At 69.5% G+C, this 17,401-nt stretch carries 17 protein-coding genes; 7 read left to right on the top strand and 10 right to left on the bottom strand.

The genetic code is table 11. From position 1 onward, the window contains the following. Positions 1-18: 18 nt before the first annotated feature. The 6 genes from RAH40_RS06360 to recO all read right to left on the bottom strand — a co-directional run bounded on the left by RAH40_RS06360 (position 19) and on the right by recO (position 6,685). Positions 19-1,056 carry an alpha/beta fold hydrolase gene (locus RAH40_RS06360; RefSeq protein ID WP_306601250.1) on the bottom strand — a complete coding sequence of 346 codons (1,038 nt, stop codon included), beginning with the start codon at positions 1,054-1,056 and terminating at the stop codon, positions 19-21. Further along, positions 1,056-2,687 (bottom strand): ABC-F family ATP-binding cassette domain-containing protein, encoded by a 1,632-nt coding sequence (locus RAH40_RS06365; protein ID WP_306601251.1) that lies wholly within the window; start codon positions 2,685-2,687, stop codon positions 1,056-1,058. The genes RAH40_RS06360 and RAH40_RS06365 overlap by 1 nt, the downstream gene beginning before the upstream one ends. A 27-nt stretch (positions 2,688-2,714) precedes the next feature. Continuing rightward, on the bottom strand, positions 2,715-3,473 hold the full coding sequence (locus tag RAH40_RS06370) for an energy transducer TonB (protein ID WP_306601252.1): 759 nt from the start codon (positions 3,471-3,473) through the stop codon (positions 2,715-2,717). Between the two features lie 220 nt (positions 3,474-3,693). After that, positions 3,694-4,155, bottom strand: coding sequence for a cache domain-containing protein (locus tag RAH40_RS06375; protein WP_306601253.1), 462 nt, complete (start codon positions 4,153-4,155; stop codon positions 3,694-3,696). A gap of 38 nt (positions 4,156-4,193) precedes the next feature. Then, positions 4,194-5,741, bottom strand: a complete 1,548-nt coding sequence (locus RAH40_RS06380) for a methyl-accepting chemotaxis protein (protein WP_306601254.1) — start codon at positions 5,739-5,741, stop codon at positions 4,194-4,196. 200 nt (positions 5,742-5,941) lie between these two features. Beyond that, complete coding sequence (gene recO / locus RAH40_RS06385; RefSeq protein ID WP_306601255.1) at positions 5,942-6,685, bottom strand: DNA repair protein RecO; 744 nt, start codon at positions 6,683-6,685, stop codon at positions 5,942-5,944. 70 nt (positions 6,686-6,755) lie between these two features. Between recO and RAH40_RS06390 the strand changes: the two genes are divergently transcribed. Together RAH40_RS06390 and RAH40_RS06395 are read left to right on the top strand one after the other, a co-directional pair. After that, a complete protein-coding gene (locus RAH40_RS06390) occupies positions 6,756-7,211 on the top strand; it encodes a Spy/CpxP family protein refolding chaperone (protein ID WP_306601256.1) in 456 nt (151 codons plus the stop codon). A gap of 24 nt (positions 7,212-7,235) precedes the next feature. Continuing rightward, on the top strand, positions 7,236-8,969 hold the full coding sequence (locus tag RAH40_RS06395; RefSeq protein WP_306601257.1) for a transglutaminase-like domain-containing protein: 1,734 nt from the start codon (positions 7,236-7,238) through the stop codon (positions 8,967-8,969). Here the strand turns inward: RAH40_RS06395 and RAH40_RS06400 are convergent, their stop codons facing one another. Further along, positions 8,970-9,131, bottom strand: a complete 162-nt coding sequence (locus RAH40_RS06400; protein WP_306601258.1) for a hypothetical protein — start codon at positions 9,129-9,131, stop codon at positions 8,970-8,972. After that, positions 9,128-10,558, bottom strand: a complete 1,431-nt coding sequence (gene pyk / locus RAH40_RS06405) for a pyruvate kinase (RefSeq protein ID WP_306601259.1) — start codon at positions 10,556-10,558, stop codon at positions 9,128-9,130. Before pyk ends, RAH40_RS06400 begins: the two co-directional genes overlap by 4 nt. A gap of 132 nt (positions 10,559-10,690) precedes the next feature. Here pyk and RAH40_RS06410 point away from each other — a divergent pair, with 132 nt between their 5' ends. The 4 genes from RAH40_RS06410 to RAH40_RS06425 all read left to right on the top strand — a co-directional run bounded on the left by RAH40_RS06410 (position 10,691) and on the right by RAH40_RS06425 (position 14,009). Next, positions 10,691-10,915 (top strand): helix-turn-helix domain-containing protein, encoded by a 225-nt coding sequence (locus RAH40_RS06410; protein WP_306601260.1) that lies wholly within the window; start codon positions 10,691-10,693, stop codon positions 10,913-10,915. 60 nt (positions 10,916-10,975) lie between these two features. Next, positions 10,976-11,974, top strand: a complete 999-nt coding sequence (gene gap, locus RAH40_RS06415; RefSeq protein WP_306601261.1) for a type I glyceraldehyde-3-phosphate dehydrogenase — start codon at positions 10,976-10,978, stop codon at positions 11,972-11,974. A 68-nt stretch (positions 11,975-12,042) separates the two neighbouring features. Continuing rightward, positions 12,043-13,017, top strand: coding sequence for a type I glyceraldehyde-3-phosphate dehydrogenase (locus tag RAH40_RS06420; RefSeq protein WP_306601262.1), 975 nt, complete (start codon positions 12,043-12,045; stop codon positions 13,015-13,017). Beyond that, positions 13,014-14,009 carry a type I glyceraldehyde-3-phosphate dehydrogenase gene (locus tag RAH40_RS06425; RefSeq protein ID WP_306601263.1) on the top strand — a complete coding sequence of 332 codons (996 nt, stop codon included), beginning with the start codon at positions 13,014-13,016 and terminating at the stop codon, positions 14,007-14,009. Before RAH40_RS06420 ends, RAH40_RS06425 begins: the two co-directional genes overlap by 4 nt. On the opposite strand, the gene RAH40_RS06430 is transcribed toward RAH40_RS06425, so the two are convergent. Together RAH40_RS06430 and RAH40_RS06435 are read right to left on the bottom strand one after the other, a co-directional pair. Next, positions 14,006-15,487 (bottom strand): serine hydrolase, encoded by a 1,482-nt coding sequence (locus RAH40_RS06430; RefSeq protein WP_306601264.1) that lies wholly within the window; start codon positions 15,485-15,487, stop codon positions 14,006-14,008. The two genes, RAH40_RS06425 and RAH40_RS06430, sit on opposite strands and share 4 nt — an antisense overlap. Before the next feature lie 71 nt (positions 15,488-15,558). Further along, positions 15,559-15,789 carry a hypothetical protein gene (locus RAH40_RS06435; RefSeq protein WP_306601265.1) on the bottom strand — a complete coding sequence of 77 codons (231 nt, stop codon included), beginning with the start codon at positions 15,787-15,789 and terminating at the stop codon, positions 15,559-15,561. Between the two features lie 267 nt (positions 15,790-16,056). Here RAH40_RS06435 and RAH40_RS06440 point away from each other — a divergent pair, with 267 nt between their 5' ends. Then, on the top strand, positions 16,057-17,331 hold the full coding sequence (locus RAH40_RS06440) for an amidohydrolase (protein WP_306601266.1): 1,275 nt from the start codon (positions 16,057-16,059) through the stop codon (positions 17,329-17,331). The last annotated feature ends 70 nt before the right edge of the window (positions 17,332-17,401 follow it).

Here is a 17,401-nt window from a genome sequence, read left to right on the forward strand (position 1 = left end):
AAAAAAAGGGTCAAAAAGCTATTCCTGCAGCCAGGCTTCCAGGATGGATCCCAGCTGTTCGGGTTCCTGGACGCAGCCCAGGTGGCCCCACATGGACGTGATGAGGGCTGTCGTGGCCTGCCCCGGCCGCGCGGCGTTCAGGATCGCGGCCAGTTCCCCGGCTTCACGCGGGGGGAATTCGTTGTCGGTGTCCACGCTCACCAGCAGGACCGGGCACTGGATGCGCCTCACGCCCTCCTCCAGGGACGCGAATCCCTCCCCCAGATCGTAGCTGTTGATCGCGTTCAGGGACGCGATGAAGCAGTTGGCGTCGTAGGGGGCGCTGCCGGCCTCCTGGCGGGCGGTGAGGAAGGCCTGGGCCCGGGCGGAGCGGCGGGACTGGGCGCCGGGGGCGTGGGGCTGGGTGCAGGTTTCCCGGAACAGCTGCTCGCTGGTGTAGTAGAGCTTCATGACCTGCCAGATGATGCGGGCGGCGGCCAGGGGGGTGCCGGGGGGATACCAGCCCTCCTTGAAGCCGGGATCGGCGCGGAAGGTGTTCATCATGAAGTGGTGCATGGCCATGCCCGACGCGGTCATGCGGGCGGCGGTGGCCACGGCCACGGCCCGGTCCACCCGGTGGGGGTAGGTTGCGGCGAAGGTCAGGGCGTGAAGGGAACCCATGGACGGGCCCGCGACGCAGGCCAGCCGGCCGACGCCCAGGGCGTCCAGGAAGGCCGCCTGGAAGCGCACCTGGTCCACCAGGGTGATGGCCGGGAAGGTGGGGCCGTAGTTCCGGCCGGTGGCGGGGTCGATGGACAGGGGACTGCAGCTGCCGTACATGCCGCCCAGGGCGTTGGGGCTGAGGATGCGGTACCGGTCCGTGTCGAAGGGCCTCCCGGGCCCGATGAGGCCGCCCCACCAGTCCGTGGCCCGCTGGGACGAGAGGCCGCCGTGGCCCAGCAGGATCACCGGGCCCAGGGGATTGCCGTAATCCTCGTAGGCCACCTCCGCTCCCGCCAGCACCGCCCCGCCCTCCGTGACGAAGGGGGCGGGCAGGGTCAGCGCGCGGGCCGTCATCAGCTGTGCACGCCGGGGGCCTCGCGGCCGGTGCTTGCGACGTACTCCTGGTAGGTGCCGGGGTACTTCAGGGGTCCCGCGTGCTCCTCGCCGCCGAGTTCCAGCACCCGGTTCGCCAGGCCGCGCAGGAAGGTGCGGTCGTGGGACACGAAGAGCATGGTGCCCTCGAAGTCCTTCAGGGCCTCGATGAGCATCTCCTTGGTGGCCAGGTCCAGGTGGTTGGTGGGCTCGTCCAGCACCAGGAAATTGGGCGGGTTGAAGAGCATGCGGGCCATGACCAGCCGGGACTTCTCCCCGCCGGACAGGTTCCGGATGCGCTTGTCCACGTCGTCGCCGCTGAACTGGAAGGCGCCCAGGATGTTGCGCAGGACGCCGAGGCCCTCCATGGGGAAGTCCTGCATGAGCTGTTCGATGACCGTCAGCTCCGGGTCCAGCAGGTCCAGGGACTGCTGGGCGAAGTAGCCCAGGCGCAGGCTGGCGCCCAGGCGCACCGAACCGGCGTCCGGCTCCAGGGCGCCGGCCACCATCTTGAGGAGGGTGGACTTGCCGGCGCCGTTCTTGCCCATGACGCACCACCTCTCGCCCCGGCGCACGTGGAAGTCGAAGTCGTTGTAGATCTTCTTGGCTCCGTACCCCTTGCAGACGCCTTCGAGCATGGCCACGTCCTCGCCGCTGCGCATGGGCAGGCGGAAGTCCCACTTCACCACCTTGCGGCGCTTGGGCAGCTCGATGCGCTCGATCTTGTCCAGGGCCTTGACCCGGCTCTGCACCTGGGCGGCCTTGGCGGCGTGGGTGGAGAAGCGCTCGATGAAGCGCTGCTCCTTGGCCAGCTTGGCCTGCTGGCGGGCGTAGGCCGCCTCCTGGTTGGTCTCCCGGGTCTCCCGCTCCTTGACGTAGAAGTCGTAGTCCCCGGAATAGGTGACGATGTCGCCGCCGTCGATCTCGATGACCTTGGTGACGATGCGGTTCATGAAGTCCTTGTCGTGGGAGGTCATGAGCAGGGTGGCCGACACCGACTTGAGGTAGCCCTCCAGCCAGAGGATGGATTCGATGTCCAGGTGGTTGGTGGGCTCGTCCAGCAGGAGCACGTCGAAGCGCCCCAGGAGCACCTTGGCCATGGACACGCGCATCTTCCAGCCGCCCGACAGCGCCCCCACGTCCCCGTCGATCTGCGCGGGCTCGAAGCCCAGGCCCTCCAGGGTGGTGCGGGCCCGGGTCTCCAGCTCGTAGCCGCCCAGGTGCTGGTATTCCTCCTGCACGTGGCCGAAGCGGTCGATGATCGCCTCAAGCTCGTCCGCGCGGTCCGGGTCGCCCATGGCGTGTTCCAGGTCCGTGAGCTCGTGGTGCAGATCCCCCAGGCGCCCGCTCCCGGCGATGGCCTCGTCGAGGACGGAACGCCCGGACATCTCGTCCACCTCCTGCCGGAAGTAGCCGATGGAGAGCTTCTTGGGAACGCTCACCACGCCGTCGTCGGGGTTCTCCTCCCCCAGGATCATGCGGAAGAGGGTGGACTTGCCGGCGCCGTTGGGCCCCACCAGCCCGGCCTTCTCGCCGGGGTTCAGCTGGAAGGACGCATCGATGAACAGGATCTGCTTGCCATACTGCTTGCTGACGTCGGAAAGGGCGATCAAGGGCTTGCTCCAAAGGAACAGCCTACCTCATCTTTCCAGCCGGAATGCCACGGTCAGGCGGAACGTGGCCGCCACGGGGGTCCCGTCCAGCAGGGCGGGCTGGAAGCGCCAGAGCCGGGCCACCCGCACCGCCTCGTTCACCAGCAGGGGGTGGGGGCCGGAGATGACCTGGATGTCCGTGGGGGCGCCGGAGGTGTCGATGGTCATGCGCAGCTCCACGGGCCCCTGCACCCTCACCAGGCGGGCCAGGGCCGGATACACGGGGGGGACCTGGTGCAGGACCCGGATGGCCTGGGTTTCCAGCTCCACCACCTGGGCGGCGCGGGGCGCGGCCTGGGGGGTGGGGGCGGGGCCCGGGGGGAGGCCCACGACCCGGGGGCCCACGGGTGCGTTGGGGTCGCCCGCGATCTCCCCGGACCGGTTGGTGGTGGGGAGGGACGCCGGCGTATAGTCGGGGAGGGTGTTGGTGTCCAGGGGCGGCTGGACGGCCCTGAATCCCGCGGGCACCGGGCCGCCGGAGGGGGGCGGGTCCACCTTGACCGAGGGCAGGACCGTGGGGGGTTCGGGGTCGAAGATGACCACGGGCGGAAGGGTGGAGATGGGGCCGCGGGTGGCCAGGTGCCGGGCCCCGCCCAGCACCGCCGCGCCCAGGGCCGCGTAGACGCCGCAGGCGAGCATCAGGCTCGCCAGGCGGTCCGTGGGGGGCGCCGCCTGGTGCACGGCGTTGAACAGCAGGGTGGGAGGCAGGATCTCGGCAGGCCGAGGGCAACGGTCGCGGGCGGACATGGTACCTCCTTGGGCTGGGGGTCTCCGGGTACGGGAAAGCGGCGCGGACCCTGGGGTTCCGCGCCGCTTCGTCATATCCAAAGATCGTGTTGCCAAGGTATCGGTTACGGCCGTTCGTTCGTCAAGGCGCGTCCGGGAATGTTACAGGACCGTGATGCCGGGGGCCTCGTTCGGCCACGATCGTGTCACCGATGGGCCGGATGTCACGGAAGTGTGCGGCCTACTGGTAGATTCCGCAGCCGATGATCATCTTGTCCTTCAGCTCGACGAAGGAGGCCTTGTGCATGACCTTGTTGCCGGCCGAGGGGTTCAGCTCCTTGTACTCGATCCAGCCGCTGCCCTTGGCCTGCACGAGCTTGGTCCAGTCCTGGATCCAGGGCTTGCCGTCGGGATCCTTGGAATCCCAGCGGTTCTTGCCCACGAGGTCCAGGCGCACGCCGTGGGCCACCACCACGCCCTTCTCGTCGTACACGAAGATGTACAGGTCCTTCTTCTGGCCCGCCTGGAAGTGGAAGGCGCCCTTGGGCGACTGCACTTCGTTGATGAACTTCTCGCGCCCGTTCTTGGTCAGGTAGGCGACGGCCTCCTTGACGAGGGCCTTGGCGTCCTCCCGGGTGGCGGTCTGGGCGAAGCCCGGCAGCGACAGGGCCACCAGGGCGATAGGGATGAGGAACGAGCGCATGGTTTGCCTCCTTGGCAAAGGGGTGGAAACGTCCCGGTTCAGCCCCGGAACCGGGAGACGAGGGTATTCAGTTTTTCGGCGAGATGGGCAAGGTCATTGACTGTCCTCGTCGTTTCACGAATGGTGGCGGCCATCTGCTCGGTGGCGCCGGCGTTGCCCTCGGCAATGCCGGCGAGAGCCCCAACGGCCTCCACAATCCGGGCGGTGTCCTGGCTCTGGGTGCGGCTCTCCGTGCCTACGGCCCGCATGTGGCCGTCGCTCTCCTGAATGGCCGCCCGGATGTCCCGAAGAGCCAGGTTCGCCGCATTCACCGTGGTGGTACCTTCCTCGATGGCCTTCTCGCTGGTAGTGATCAGGGTGGCGATTTCCTTGGCGGCCTGGGCGCTGCGTTCGGCCAGCTTCCGGACTTCTTCGGCCACCACGGCGAATCCGCGGCCGTGCTCGCCAGCCTTGGCGGCCTCGATGGCCGCGTTCAGGGAAAGGAGGTTCGTCTGGTTGGCAATCTCCGTGATGACCGTAAGAATGTTGCCGATCTGTACCGCATTCTCGTTGATGGCGCGCATGCCCCGCACGGAGGCCTCCAGGCAGGATTCCCCCTTGGCGGCGGCCGATTGGGCGTTGTCAAAGCCTTGCAGAGCGCCATCCACCTGCTGGGTGCTCAGGCGCAACGAATTGTTGATGGCGCTGACGCTCCCGTTGGTCTGGGCGACGCTGCCCTTCTGTTCCTCGGCGCTGCGGGCGATGGCGTCGGCGGCGTCGGCCATCTGGCTCATTCCAGCTGCGATCTCCATGGTCCCCGAGGCGATGCTGGCGGAAACGCTCATGGCCTCCAGGACCAGGGCCTGGATGTGGCCCACGAACTGGTTGAAGTGGGTGGCCAGATGGGCAAGTTCGTCATCCCCTGTCACCTCGAGGCGGGCGGTAAGGTCGCCGCCCCCGCTGGAGATGTCCTTCATCCGGTCCTGGAAGACCTCCAGGGGATGGATCAGCGCGCTTGCCACGGACCGCGCCCCCAGGAAGCCCAGGCCCAGGATCAAAGCTGCCACCAGGGACATCAGGCCGATGCCCGATAAGATCTGGGCGCGAACCCTCGCCTGGTGAAGGCCGATCACCATGAACGCCTTCTTGTTGGCGTCCTCCACCGGCACGGCCAGCCCTTCGCGTCCGAGGGCGGAGAAGAGCCGCTGTTCCCCCTTCCCTTCGGGGGGACGGCTGGCCAGTTCCCGAGTGAAGGCCAGGACGTCCACATCGGCCGAGGAGGCGTCCTTCTTCTGCGCCATCACGGTGATCGCCCCCGTGGAAGGGTCCTTCACCAGGATCGCCGCCAGGCTCAGGTCCTTGTCGGAGGCCAGCAGCTGGTCGAACTGCGTTTCCAGAAGGCTGACATCGGAGAACTGCACAGCGGCCTTGGAGGCCTCCGCCGAGAGGGCCGCCAGGGTTGCGCCCTTGAGGTGCAGGTCCTTCCGTCCCAGGTCGTTCAAGAGAATGGCGGCCACCGCCACCAGGACCACCGTGACGACCGCCGTCTGGAAGAAATTGCTGATGGTGAGTTTCTTTCGGATGCTTAACGTATTCCACCGGAGCATGGGGCACCTTGAAAGAAGGGAAATGGGAAAAGCGCAGCCCGCCATACCATTACCTGGAGTGGCCTAGCTGCGCCTTCAACTCGCAGGTCCGAACCTGCACGTTAAGACTTCTCCGCCTTCTGCAAACGGAAACCGAACAGGGGTAATTTATCCAGTAAGGGGAAAATGTCAACTGCCTTTCCCTGTGGACCCAGGGAATGCTACACGATGAGCTTCTCCAGCACCTCGTAGCTCTTCAGGCCGCCCAGCTCCCGCCGCAGGCGGTCCCGGAGGATCCAGGTTACGGCCCGGGCGGCTTCGGTGCCTTCGGGGTCGGGGGCCTCGGCGGCGGGCAGGGTGCGCAGGAGCTTCAGGTGCTCCCGGGCGCCCGGAGGCAGGGCCTCCCGCCGGTCCACGGGCGTGCAGGCCGCGCAGCACCAGCCGTGGTCCTGGGTGAAGAGCACCAGGGGGGCCTCCCCGTTTCCGCAGCGGCCGCAGAGCCGGGGGTGGGGCAGCAGGCCCATGAGGTGGAGCATCCAGTGCTCCGCGTAGGCGAGGACGGCCATGGACCGGGACGGAACGTCCTTCAGGGACCTCGCGCAGGCCGACAGGAGCCGGAAGAGGCGGTCGTCCTCCACGCCCTCCCGGGCCACCCGGTCGAAGACGTCCGCCAGGCAGGCCACCACCAGGCTGGACTCCAGATGCCCCAGGGTCATGGGCGAATGCACCAGCTCGCACCGCGTGACCCGCTTGAGCTCGGCGTGTTCCTTGCCGAAGAAGCTCACCTTCACCAGCCCCAGGGGCTCGAAGCTCGAGACCCACTTGGTGGTGGGCTTTTTCGCCCCCCGGGCCAGGCCCACCAGCCGTTCCCCGTGCTCGGTGAGGAACGACACCACCAGCCCCCCCTCCTCGAAGGGGGTGGGACGCAGGACGATGGCGGAATGGGTGCGGATCATCCTCTCCATTAAACCCTCCCGGCGCCCCGGGAGTCCCATATGCTGTGGAAGGAAATCCCACACCCATCAGGAGCAGGCCATGAGAACACTCGCAACCGCTGCGTTCGCCCTGGGAATCTGCCTGGCGCCGGCCCTGGCCCAGGACGCGCCCGCCCCCCGTCCCCGCATGGGGGACCGCCTGCCCAGGCTGGAGGAGCGCTTCGACCGCGCCCTGCGCCTCACCGAAGCCCAGAAGGCCTCCGTCAAGGAGATCAGGGCAAAGCACCGGCCCGCCCTCGAGGCCCTGCGCGCCAAGGCCGAGACCGCCCACAAGGCCTTCTCCGAAGCCATGAAGAACCCCGAGGCCAAGCCCGAGGACCTCAGGCCCCTCCACCGCGCCCAGGCCGACGCCAACCTAGACCTGCTGCTGGAGCACCGGGCCCAGCGCATGGAGATCCGCGCGCTCCTCACCCCCGAGCAGCGCGAGAAGGCCGCCAGGCTCCTGGGGAGGATGGAAGGCATGCGGATGCGCCACCCCGGCGGCGCCCCGAGGTAGGTTATCGTGGGGACGGAGCACCCCATGGCCGTCCCCTTCCGACCGATCCTCGCCCTGACCCTGGCAGCCGCCCTCCTGGCGGCCCCGCCTTCCACCGAGACGCACACGTTCCGGGAGTGGATCGCGGGCCAGGAGGCCGGCGGCTCGGTGCGCAAGCTCACCCGCGGCCCCGAGGGGGTCCGCATCGAGTCCCGGGAGTGGACGCGGCTGGAGCGCATGGGCGTGCCCATCGTCCAGGACCTCTCCGAGACCGCCCTGAAGCGTCCCGACGGTTCCATCACGTTCACCTTCCGGGTCTCCCTCTCCCAGGAGCCCCTGGAGGGCCAGGCCTCCTGGTCCCCCGCGGCGCCCGGGAAGCTCCAGCTGGCCTACCGGAACCTCCCCTCCCGCACCGTGGACCTGCCGCCGGGCACCGTCCTCTGGCCCGGGGACGTGGACGACCTCCTGAAGGCCGCGGCCGCGGACCGGCGCCCCATCCACGTGAAGAGCTTCAACGTCTCCACCCAGCAGCCCTCCGCCCTGGACCTGGAGCCGGTGGGACCCGATCCCCTGCCGGGGTACCCCGGGGCCGTGAGGTTCCGGGGCAAGGCCTCCGAGGGGCCGATGGCCCAGGACATGGAAATGTGGATCTCCCCCCAGGAGGGCGACCTCAAGTCGGTGGGATCCTTCGCCGGCATCGTCATGGTCTCCCAGCGGGAGGATCTGCCCGCCCAGCCCGCCACCAAGGGGGACAAGGCCTTCTTCGAGCCCACCCTCAAGGCGCTTCCCCCCCACCCGTTCCTCCCGTGGGTGCGGGAGGTGGCGGTGCGCTGGGAGGGCAAGGGGACCCTGGACCTCCCCGCGGACGCCCAGCAGCGGCCCCAGGGGGGCAACCGCTTCCTCCTGTCCCGCGCCGCGCCCCTGACGGGGGCGGAACTGGCCGAACCGCCCGTGAAGGGCGCCCCTGCGGAAGAGGACCGGCCCTTCCTCGCCGCGACCCCGCTGGCGCAGTTCGGGGATCCCGTCTTCGACGGCCTCCTGAAGCGCCTGGATCCGCCCCCCGGCGCCACCCGCGCCGAGCTGGTCAAGCGGGTGACCGCCTTCGTCTACGACTGGATCCGGGACAAGGACTACACCGTGGGCTTCGCATCCGCCCAGGAGGTGGCCCGCAATCCCCGCGGCGACTGCACCGAGCATGGCGTCCTGGAAGTGGCGCTCCTGCGCCGCCTGGGCGTGCCGGCCCGGGGCGTGGTGGGGTGGGTGGCCATGGGCGACGGCATGGGGCTGCATTTCTGGGTGGAGGCCCGCATCGGTGCGCGGTGGTTCCCGGTGGACCCCACCTTCGACATGGTCCCGGCCTCGGCCTTCCGCCTCAAGCTCGGCACCACCGACCTGGCCGACCTGGGCGCGGTGGGATGGGAGAACGCGGCCTCGACCTTCCAGGACGGCACCTGGGTTCCCGAGGCCCCCTGGGCGGACGCGGTGCGGGTGCAGGGCGACACCGCCTTCGGCCAGGGCCTCGCCCTGCGGGCGGAGGGGGCCTCCTGGACCTGGCGGGGCGGGCGCCTGGCACTGGACGGCCGCCACCGGGTGACGGCGGCGCCCCGGCCGGGCCCCGCGATCCCGGTGCGCCTGCTCCAGGGCAGGGGCGGCAGGCGGGGCTGGTTCGGCTCCGGCAGCCTGTGGGCGGACGCCGGCGCTGGCGAATGGCTCCTGGTGGAGCGGGTCACCGAGGCGGAGGCCTTCAGGCTCCTGGACGGACTGGAAGTCCGGCGCTGATCACTCGAGGTACCGTTCGGCGAGCTTGCGCGTGTAGTAGAGGCCCAGGCCGCTGCCCACGGAGCTGACCAGGACGGCCAGGGTGATGCCGTGGAGTCCGCCCAGCCACCACCCCAGGGCGCCCCCGAGGCTCATGCCGAAGAACCCCAGGAGGCCCTTCACAGCTCGATGACCTTGAGCGAATTGGTGGAGCCCTCCTGGTAGAGGGGCAGCCCGAGCGTGAAGACCACCTTCTCCCCGCGGGCGGCGCCGAAGGACTTCAGCAGCTCCTTCTCCACGGTGGCCATGGCGTCGTCGGCGGACTGGGCCTTGGGCAGCAGGAGGGACTGCACGCCGCGCATGACGCCCATGCGCCGGGCGTTGCCCAGGTCCATGGTGACGCCCACCACGGGGACGTCCCCCGCGAGCCGGCTCACCATGCGGGCGCTGCCGCCGCCCTCGGTGAAGACCACGATGAAGCTGGCGGCGATCTCCTGGGCGGTGCGGCACGCGGCGAACGCCACGGCCACGTCGGTGCGCGAGGAAAGGCGCTGCGCGAGGGCGTCCTCCGTCCGGCCCAGGCGGGGCCGGAAGTGGGCGTCGGCGTCCTCGGCGATGCGCGCCAGCCACTGGATGGCGTCCACGGGGAACTTCCCGACGGCGCTCTCGGCGCTCAGCATCACGGCGTCCGTGCCGTCCCAGATGGCGTTGGCCACGTCCGAGGCCTCGGCCCTCGTGGGCTGGGGATTCTCGATCATGCTCTCCAGCATCTGGGTGGCGGTGATCACGGGCTTGAGGGCGTGGCGCGCCGAGGCGATGATGTGCTTCTGCAGGTTGGGGACGCGCTCCACCCCCAGCTCCACGCCCAGGTCGCCCCGGGCCACCATCACGCCCCAGGACACGTCGAGGATCTCGTGCAGGTTGTCCAGGGCCGCGGGGTGCTCGATCTTGGCGATGATGGGCTGGGCGCCGCCCATGCCCTTGATGACGGCCTCCAGGGCCCGCACGTCCCCGGCGCGCCGGACGAAGCTCTGGGCGAACAGGTCGACGCCGTTGTCCACGCCCCAGCGGATGTCCACCAGATCCTTGGGAGTCAGGGGATCGAAGGCCACGTCCAGCCCGATGGGATGGACGCCCTTCCGGGGCTTGAGAAGCCCGCCCACCTTGACCCGGGCCACCACGAGCCGGGGCCGCACCTCGGTCACCTCCACTTCGAGGTTGCCGTCGTCCAGGATCCAGCGCTGGCCGGCCTTGGCGCCCAGGAACAGCTCGGGATGGGGCAGCGGAACCGCCCAGGCCGCGCCTCCGGGGCCGGTGCCCGGCCCCTCCCCTTCGGGGTGGAAGGCGCCGATGGTGCCCACCGCCAGCTCCACGGGGGCCGCCATGGCGCCCACGCGCCACTTGGGCCCCTGGAGATCCAGCAGGACCGGCACGCGCCGCCCGATCTCGCCCGAGATCCGCCGGATTTCGGCCAGCGCCTCCAGGCGCCCCGCCAGGTCGCCGTGGCTCGCGTTGAGACGGACCGCGTCGGCGACTTCGAGCGCCCCGCGCAGTCGTCCACTCTCCGCCAGGGCCGGTCCCATCGTGACCACAATCTTGGTTTTGCGCACGAAGACCTCCGGTGTTTCCACAAGTATTCCACAGGTTTTTCCGCAGCGCAGGCGCCATGATCGAAGTAAATTCGCCTGTCCACGCGCAATCCGAGGTGATATTTTTTTGGGCTACCCCTTGGAGCCGCCCCGATGCGCCACATGATGGAGGAACTGATCGCCGAGCTCGTTCGGATGGACATCCCCCTCGAGATCGCGAAGCGGGAAATGGAGCGCATCTACCTTGAGAGGGTCCTGGAGGCCCACAACGGCAACCAGAGCGCCGCCGCGCGCAAGCTGGGCATGCACCGGAACACGCTCTCCAAGAAGCTTGAACAACATCTGGGCGCATTGCGGTATCCTGCTGTCAACTGCTGAGCGGGATCCCACGGCTTGCAGGCTGGGTCCCCTTCGGCCAAACGCGGTCAGGAGGCCAGCATGACTAAGATCGGGATCAACGGGTTCGGGCGAATCGGCCGGATGGTGTTTCGCGCGGCCGTGAAACATTTTCCGGACCTGGAGATCGTGGGGATCAACGATCTCCTCGAGCCCGAGTACCTCGCCTACATGCTCCAGTACGACTCCGTGCATGGCCGCTTCCAGGGCGAAATCAAGGTCGACGGGAACACCCTCGTGGTCAACGGCAGGAAGATCCGCCTCACCCAGGAGAAGGATCCCGCGAACCTCAAGTGGAACGAGGTGGGGGCGGAGATCGTCATCGAGTCCACGGGCCTGTTCCTGGACAAGGAGACCGCCAGCGCGCACCTGAAGGCCGGCGCCAGCAAGGTCATCCTCAGCGCCCCCTCGAAGGACGACACCCCCATGTTCGTCTACGGCGTCAACCACGATTCCTACGACGGCCAGGCAATCATCTCCAACGCCAGCTGCACCACCAACTGCCTGGCCCCCGTGGCCAAGGTGCTGCACGATTCCTTCGGCATCAAGCGCGGCCTCATGACCACCGTGCACGCCGCCACCGCCACCCAGAAGACCGTCGACGGCCCCTCCAAGAAGGACTGGCGCGGGGGCCGCGGCATCCTGGAGAACATCATCCCCAGCTCCACCGGCGCCGCCAAGGCCGTGGGCAAGGTCATCCCCTCCCTCAACAAGAAGCTCACGGGCATGGCCTTCCGCGTGCCCACCTCCGACGTCTCGGTGGTGGACCTCACCTGCGAACTGGAAAAGCCCGCGAGCATGGAGGACATCTGCAAGGCCATGAAGGCCGCCGCCGACGGCCCCCTCAAGGGCGTCCTGGCCTACACCACCGACAAGGTCGTCTCCACGGACTTCCGGGGCGAGAGCTGCACCTCCACCTTCGACGCCGACGCGAGCATCGTGCTGGATCCCACCTTCGTGAAGGTGGTCGCCTGGTACGACAACGAGTGGGGCTATTCCTGCAAGGTGCTGGAGATGGCCAAGGTCGTCGCGAAGAAGTAGGCCGCTGACGGGACCGGATGAGAGCCGGCGGGAACCCCCTGCCGGCTCTCCCCATTCTGGGGAATCGAATGCGCATCGCCATCAACGGTCTGGGCCGCATCGGACGCCAGGTGCTGCGCCGGATCCACCTGGAACCGGGCCTTGAGCTCGTGGGGGTGAACGACCCCGCCGACGCCGCCACCCTGGCCCACCTGGTGACCTACGACTCCGTGCACGGGAAGGCGCCCTTCCCCGTCGCCGCCGGGGACGGGCACCTCCTCCTGGACGGCCTGCGGGTGCCCCTGTCCGCGGCCGTGGACCCCTCCCTGACCCCCTTCGGCGACCTGGGCGCCGAGGTGGTGCTGGAGTGCTCGGGGCGCTTCACCCGCCGCGCGCAGGCCGCGGGGCACCTGCGCGGCTCCGTCCGCCACGTGGTCATCAGCGCCCCGTCCCCGGATGCCGACGCCACGGTCGTCGTGGGCGTGAACAGGTCCCGGGAGGCGGTGCTCAGCGCGGCATGCCCCGCCACCCACGCCCTGGCCCACCTGGTGCGGGCCCTGGACGGCGCCTTCGGCGTGGAGGCCGGCCTTGCCACGGCCGTGGAGAGCTACGGAAACGACCAGCGCATCCTGGACCTGCCCCACCCCGATCTGCGCATGGCGCGGGCCGCGAGCATGAGCATGATCCCCGCGCCCTCGGAGGCCGCCCGGTGCCTGGGCGAGGTGCTGCCGTGGACCCTGGGCCGGTTCGACGCCCTGGCCGTGCGGGTCCCCACCCCGGACGTGAGCATCGTCGACCTGGGCGTGCGCCTGGGCAGGGATGCGGACCTGGAGTCCGTCCACGCCGCCATCCGTGGCGCCGCCGCCGCCCGCCCCGGCCTGGTGGAGATCCTGGAGGCCCCCCTGGTGAGCGTGGACCTGCGCGGCCGCGAGGCGAGCTGCATCCTGGACCCGTACCTCACCCGCGTCCACGCCCCCCGCTTCGTGAAGGTCTTCGCCTGGTACGACAACGAGACCGCCTACGCCGCGCGCCTGCGGGACCTCTGCCTGGAGCTGGCCCGATGATCGCCATCAACGGACTCGGACGCATCGGAAGGCTGGCCGCGCGCCGCCTGGCCCTGCAGCGCCCCCACCGCCTCTGCGCCCTGAACGACCCCGCCGACCTGGAGACCGTGGTGCATCTCCTGCGCTTCGACTCCATCCACGGGGACGACCATCCCGTGGTGCTCGGCCTTCGCAAGGGCGACCAGGACTTCCTCGTCATGGAGGGCAAGGAGTATCCCCTCTTCCACGAGACCGACCCCGCCCGGATCCCCTTCGGCGCCCACCGCGCGCGCGTGGTCGTGGAGGCCTCGGGCCGCTTCGCCACGCGGGAGGGCGCCGCCCGGCACCTGCAGGGCCCCGTGCGCCACGTGGTCATCTCGGCCCCGAGCCCCGACGCCGATTTCACCGTGATCCACCCCTTCAACGGCCACCTCCTGGATCCGGAGCGCCACCGGGTCATCTCCAACGCCAGCTGCACCGCCCACGCCACGGCCCCCATCCTGGACGTCCTGGAGAAGGCCTTCGGCCTGGAGAGCGCCAGCATGAGCACGGTCCACGTGGCCACCAACGACCAGCGCCTCCTGGACCTCCCCCACAAGGACCTGCGCCGCGCCCGGGCCGCCTTCATGAGCATCATCCCCACCACCAGCAGCGCCTTCGGCGCCCTGCGGGCCGCCCTGCCCCACCTGCCGGCGGGCTTCGACGGCTGGGCCCTGCGCGTGCCCTGCCTCAACGTCAACCTCGTCGACCTCACCGCCATCCTGTCCCGGGACGTCACTTCCGAAGAACTGAACGACGCCTTCGACGAGGCTTCCCGCGTGCGCCTCCGGGGCATCCTCGCCGTGAGCGAGGGCGGCCTGGTGAGCCGGGACTTCACCGGCCGGGAGGAGAGCGTGGTCATGGACCCGGACCTCACCCGCGTGGTGGGCGGGCGCATGGTGAAGGTCTGCGGCTGGCACGACAACGAGGTGGCCTACGCGGCGAGGCTCTGCGAGCTCGTGATCCGGCTCTAGGGCGCGATTTCCTTCAGGACGCGGACGGCTTCGGCGTTGCCCGGATCCAGCGCCAGGACGCGGCGGTAGTGAATCGCCGCCGAGGCATGGTCGCCGTTGACCCGGAAGGCCTGGGCCAGGCTGTCGTGGGCATTGGCGCTTCCCGGAAAACGGTCGGCGGTCAGCTTGAACACCGCCAGCGCCTGGGGGGCCCGGCCCATGCTGAGGAGGCGGTAGCCCCAGTCGTTCAATTCCGGTTCGGACCAGACGAGGGCCGGGTCCGCACGCTCGATCCCGGCCGCGATGGCGTTGATCTGGTCATAACCCTGCTCCTCCAGAAGGATCCGAAGGGCGGGCACGCCCGAAAGCCGCAGGCCTGGCGCAAAAATGGAGGCGACCTTGTCGACCATGTCCTCGGGATAGGCGCCCGCGAGGTTGGTCAGGATGACCACGGCCACGCCGTCCTCCGGATAGATGGAGAAGGCGGCGCGGCCTCCGCCGGTCATGCCCGCGGCCCGGTGCGTCCCGCGTCCGAGCACCTCCATGCCCAGGCCCCACTTGCCAGGCCGCCCATCCCTGAAGGCCACGGGTGTCCAGAGCGTTTCCAGGCTTTCCTCCTTCAGCAACCGGTGATCCTGGAGCGCGATCACCCAGCGCGCCAGGTCCTGGGCGGTGGCGTTCAGGCCGGACGAGGCCCTTCGGAAGGGAAGGAACCGCTCGGAGGTGGCGGCCAGGGTGGCGGGTGCCGGGGCGGAGGGGGCGCGGTAGCCCGCGATCATCGGACCGTTCGGGTTCCACCGGTACGTCGGCGCCCGGTTCGCGATGACGGAATAGGCATCGCCGTAGGCCGTATGCTCCATCCCCGCGATCCGGAACTGTTCTTCGGCCAGCGGCGCGTCCGGCGCCCGCCCCTCGAGCTGGTTCAGGATGCGCTGGATAAGGGTGTAGTTGGTCTGGCAATAGTGGAAGCGGTCGCCGGGCGTGAAAAGGACCGGGCGCGTCTGGACCCAGGCCCAAGCCGCCTGTGCGTCGGTCTCTACGGTTGGGGCGCGCATGATGTCGGGCAGGCCGGACATATGGCTGAGGAGTTGGCGGATCGTGACCTTGCGCCACGTTTCCGGCAGACCGGACAGGTACTGCCCGGCGGGGGCGGAGAGGTCGAGGCGGCCCCGTTCCACCAGCCGAAGGGCCGCGACGCCGGTGAAGGCCTTGGTCACCGAATTGATCGAGAAGACGGTCTCATCCGTGACGGGAACGTTGAACTCCACGCTGGCCTTCCCATAGTGCCGGAGCAGGACGATGCGCCCTCCCCGGACCACGGCGACCGCCATGCCCGGAATCCTGAGCCGTTCCATCTGCGAGCCGAGGTACCGGTCCACCTGGTCGGCTTCGTCCTGACGGGGGGCGGCGCCCAGGGGCGAGGCGGCAAGGATCGCCGCCATGCCGAGGCGCCGGAGAATGTCGAGGGCCTTCGTTCCGAGGTGACCGCGAGCCGGCATGGACAGTCCTTTCAAAGGTGGAAGGAATGTCTACTGACCCTCCCGGATCAGGAAGGTTGAAACCTGATGCTTCAGACGGGCGCGCCCCCCGCCCGGAGACGGTCCCCCAGGCCCCGCGCGTGAAGGGCCGACACCACCTCGGGGTATCGGCCCAGGAGTTCACGCGAAGCCTTGCGGAATGCGTGCGTTCCGGCTTCCTCGACCGATTCGAGGGTCCGGATGTCATCCAGCATCCGGAGGACCTTCGCCGCCAGGACCGGCGGGAATCCCGTCCGGGCGGAAGAACGCTGGAGACTGTTCATACAATTCCCGGTTGAGGGCTCGAGGCCCTCGAAGTGCAAGAGCATGACCCGCCCTTTCAGGAACGGAGATCCGCCATTCGCCCCATGGGACGCGACAGCCAATCGCTTTTGGATAAAGGTCTAATTAGGAATGTTCTAAGGTTCTTGCCGACGCGGAGTCAATCTAGGCCTCGGGTTCGCGCATGTCAACCCTCGCCCGACGACCGGCCGGGGGGAGGTATGCTGGTCCCAGGCCCTTCCAAAAACCGCGGACCCCCTGGAGTTCCCATGCTCATCCACCCCCGGCTTCTTCCGGCCCTCGCCTGGACCGTTCTCGCCTCCGCCCAGACGGTCCCGCCGGTCCGGGCGGACCTCGAGGGGATGCTGCCCCGGCTGGAGACCCTCTACCAGGATCTGCACCGCCATCCCGAGCTGTCCGGCCACGAGACCCGCACCGCGGCGCGCATGGGCGAACTCCTCCGGCAGGAGGGCTACGAGGTCGCGGCGGTGGGCGGCGGGGTCGTGGGCGTCCTGCGCAACGGCACGGGCCCCGTGGTGCTGCTGCGCACGGAGCTGGACGCGCTGCCGGTGGTGGAGAATACGGGCCTCCCCTACGCCAGCGAGGCCAAGGGCGTCATGCACGCCTGCGGCCACGACGCGCACATGGCGGTGTGGGCGGGCACGGCGTCGCTCCTGGCCCGGCACCGGGACCAGTGGCGGGGCACGGTCCTGATGGTGGGCCAGCCTTCGGAGGAGCTCGGCGAGGGCGCCAAGGCGATGCTCAGGGACGGCCTCCTGGCCCGGTTCCCCAGGCCGTCCTTCGCCATCGCCCTGCACGACTCGCCGGACCTGCCCACGGGCAGTGTGGGCTATGTGGCCGGCTACACCATGGCCGCGGTGAATTCCGGATCCCTGACCCTCTACGGCCGGGGCGGCCACGGCGCCAGGCCCGAGGCCGCGGTCGACCCCGTCGTCCTGGCGGCCCGCACCGTCCTGGCCCTGCAGACCCTGGTCTCGCGGGAGAAGGATCCCCTGGAGCCCGCGGTGCTCACCGTGGGCGCCATCAACGGCGGCACCAAGACCAACGTCATCCCCGACGAGGTCACCCTGCTCATGACGGTGCGGAGCTACGACCCGAAGGTGCAGGCCCGGCTCCTGGCGGGCATCGCGCGGGTGGCCAAGGGCGAGGCCCTGGCCGCCGGCGCCCCCCGCGAACCCCTGCTGGACCTGGGCGAGACCATGCCCGCCACCTGGAACGACCCCGACTTCACCCGCAGGCTCGCGGCCCGGCTCGCGGCGGAACTGGGCCCGGACGCCGTCGCACCGGGCCGGCCCGACATGGTCTCCGAGGACTTCGGGGAATTCGGGAAGGCCGCCGGGATCCCCTCGGCCCTGCTCCGCTTCGGCGCGGTGGACCCGGCCCGCTTCAAGGCCGCGAAGGAGGCGGGCACGCCCCTGCCTTCCCTGCACTCGGCCGGGTTCGCCCCCGCCATGCCGGGAACCCTGCGCACGGGCGTCCTGGCGCTGACGTTCTCCGCCCTGGAGGCCCTCGGGAAACCCTGAAGCCGCAAGGGGGTTGACAGACCATACTGTGTGACACACACTATGTGTCGAACGGCATATGCCGCACAGT

Source organism: Geothrix sp. 21YS21S-2 (assembly GCF_030846775.1).
Classification (GTDB): domain Bacteria; phylum Acidobacteriota; class Holophagae; order Holophagales; family Holophagaceae; genus Mesoterricola.

Excerpts from the sequence above, each read along its gene's own strand:
- RAH40_RS06360 (WP_306601250.1), bottom strand. The coding sequence starts at position 1,056 with ATGACGGCCCGCGCGCTGACCCTGCCCGCCCCCTTCGTCACGGAGGGC.
- RAH40_RS06370 (WP_306601252.1), bottom strand. The coding sequence starts at position 3,473 with ATGTCCGCCCGCGACCGTTGCCCTCGGCCTGCCGAGATCCTGCCTCCC.
- RAH40_RS06375 (WP_306601253.1), bottom strand. The coding sequence starts at position 4,155 with ATGCGCTCGTTCCTCATCCCTATCGCCCTGGTGGCCCTGTCGCTGCCG.
- RAH40_RS06380 (WP_306601254.1), bottom strand. The coding sequence starts at position 5,741 with ATGCTCCGGTGGAATACGTTAAGCATCCGAAAGAAACTCACCATCAGC.
- recO (WP_306601255.1), bottom strand. The coding sequence starts at position 6,685 with ATGGAGAGGATGATCCGCACCCATTCCGCCATCGTCCTGCGTCCCACC.
- RAH40_RS06390 (WP_306601256.1), top strand. The coding sequence starts at position 6,756 with ATGAGAACACTCGCAACCGCTGCGTTCGCCCTGGGAATCTGCCTGGCG.
- RAH40_RS06395 (WP_306601257.1), top strand. The coding sequence starts at position 7,236 with ATGGCCGTCCCCTTCCGACCGATCCTCGCCCTGACCCTGGCAGCCGCC.
- RAH40_RS06410 (WP_306601260.1), top strand. The coding sequence starts at position 10,691 with ATGCGCCACATGATGGAGGAACTGATCGCCGAGCTCGTTCGGATGGAC.
- gap (WP_306601261.1), top strand. The coding sequence starts at position 10,976 with ATGACTAAGATCGGGATCAACGGGTTCGGGCGAATCGGCCGGATGGTG.
- RAH40_RS06420 (WP_306601262.1), top strand. The coding sequence starts at position 12,043 with ATGCGCATCGCCATCAACGGTCTGGGCCGCATCGGACGCCAGGTGCTG.
- RAH40_RS06425 (WP_306601263.1), top strand. The coding sequence starts at position 13,014 with ATGATCGCCATCAACGGACTCGGACGCATCGGAAGGCTGGCCGCGCGC.
- RAH40_RS06430 (WP_306601264.1), bottom strand. The coding sequence starts at position 15,487 with ATGCCGGCTCGCGGTCACCTCGGAACGAAGGCCCTCGACATTCTCCGG.
- RAH40_RS06435 (WP_306601265.1), bottom strand. The coding sequence starts at position 15,789 with ATGAACAGTCTCCAGCGTTCTTCCGCCCGGACGGGATTCCCGCCGGTC.
- RAH40_RS06440 (WP_306601266.1), top strand. The coding sequence starts at position 16,057 with ATGCTCATCCACCCCCGGCTTCTTCCGGCCCTCGCCTGGACCGTTCTC.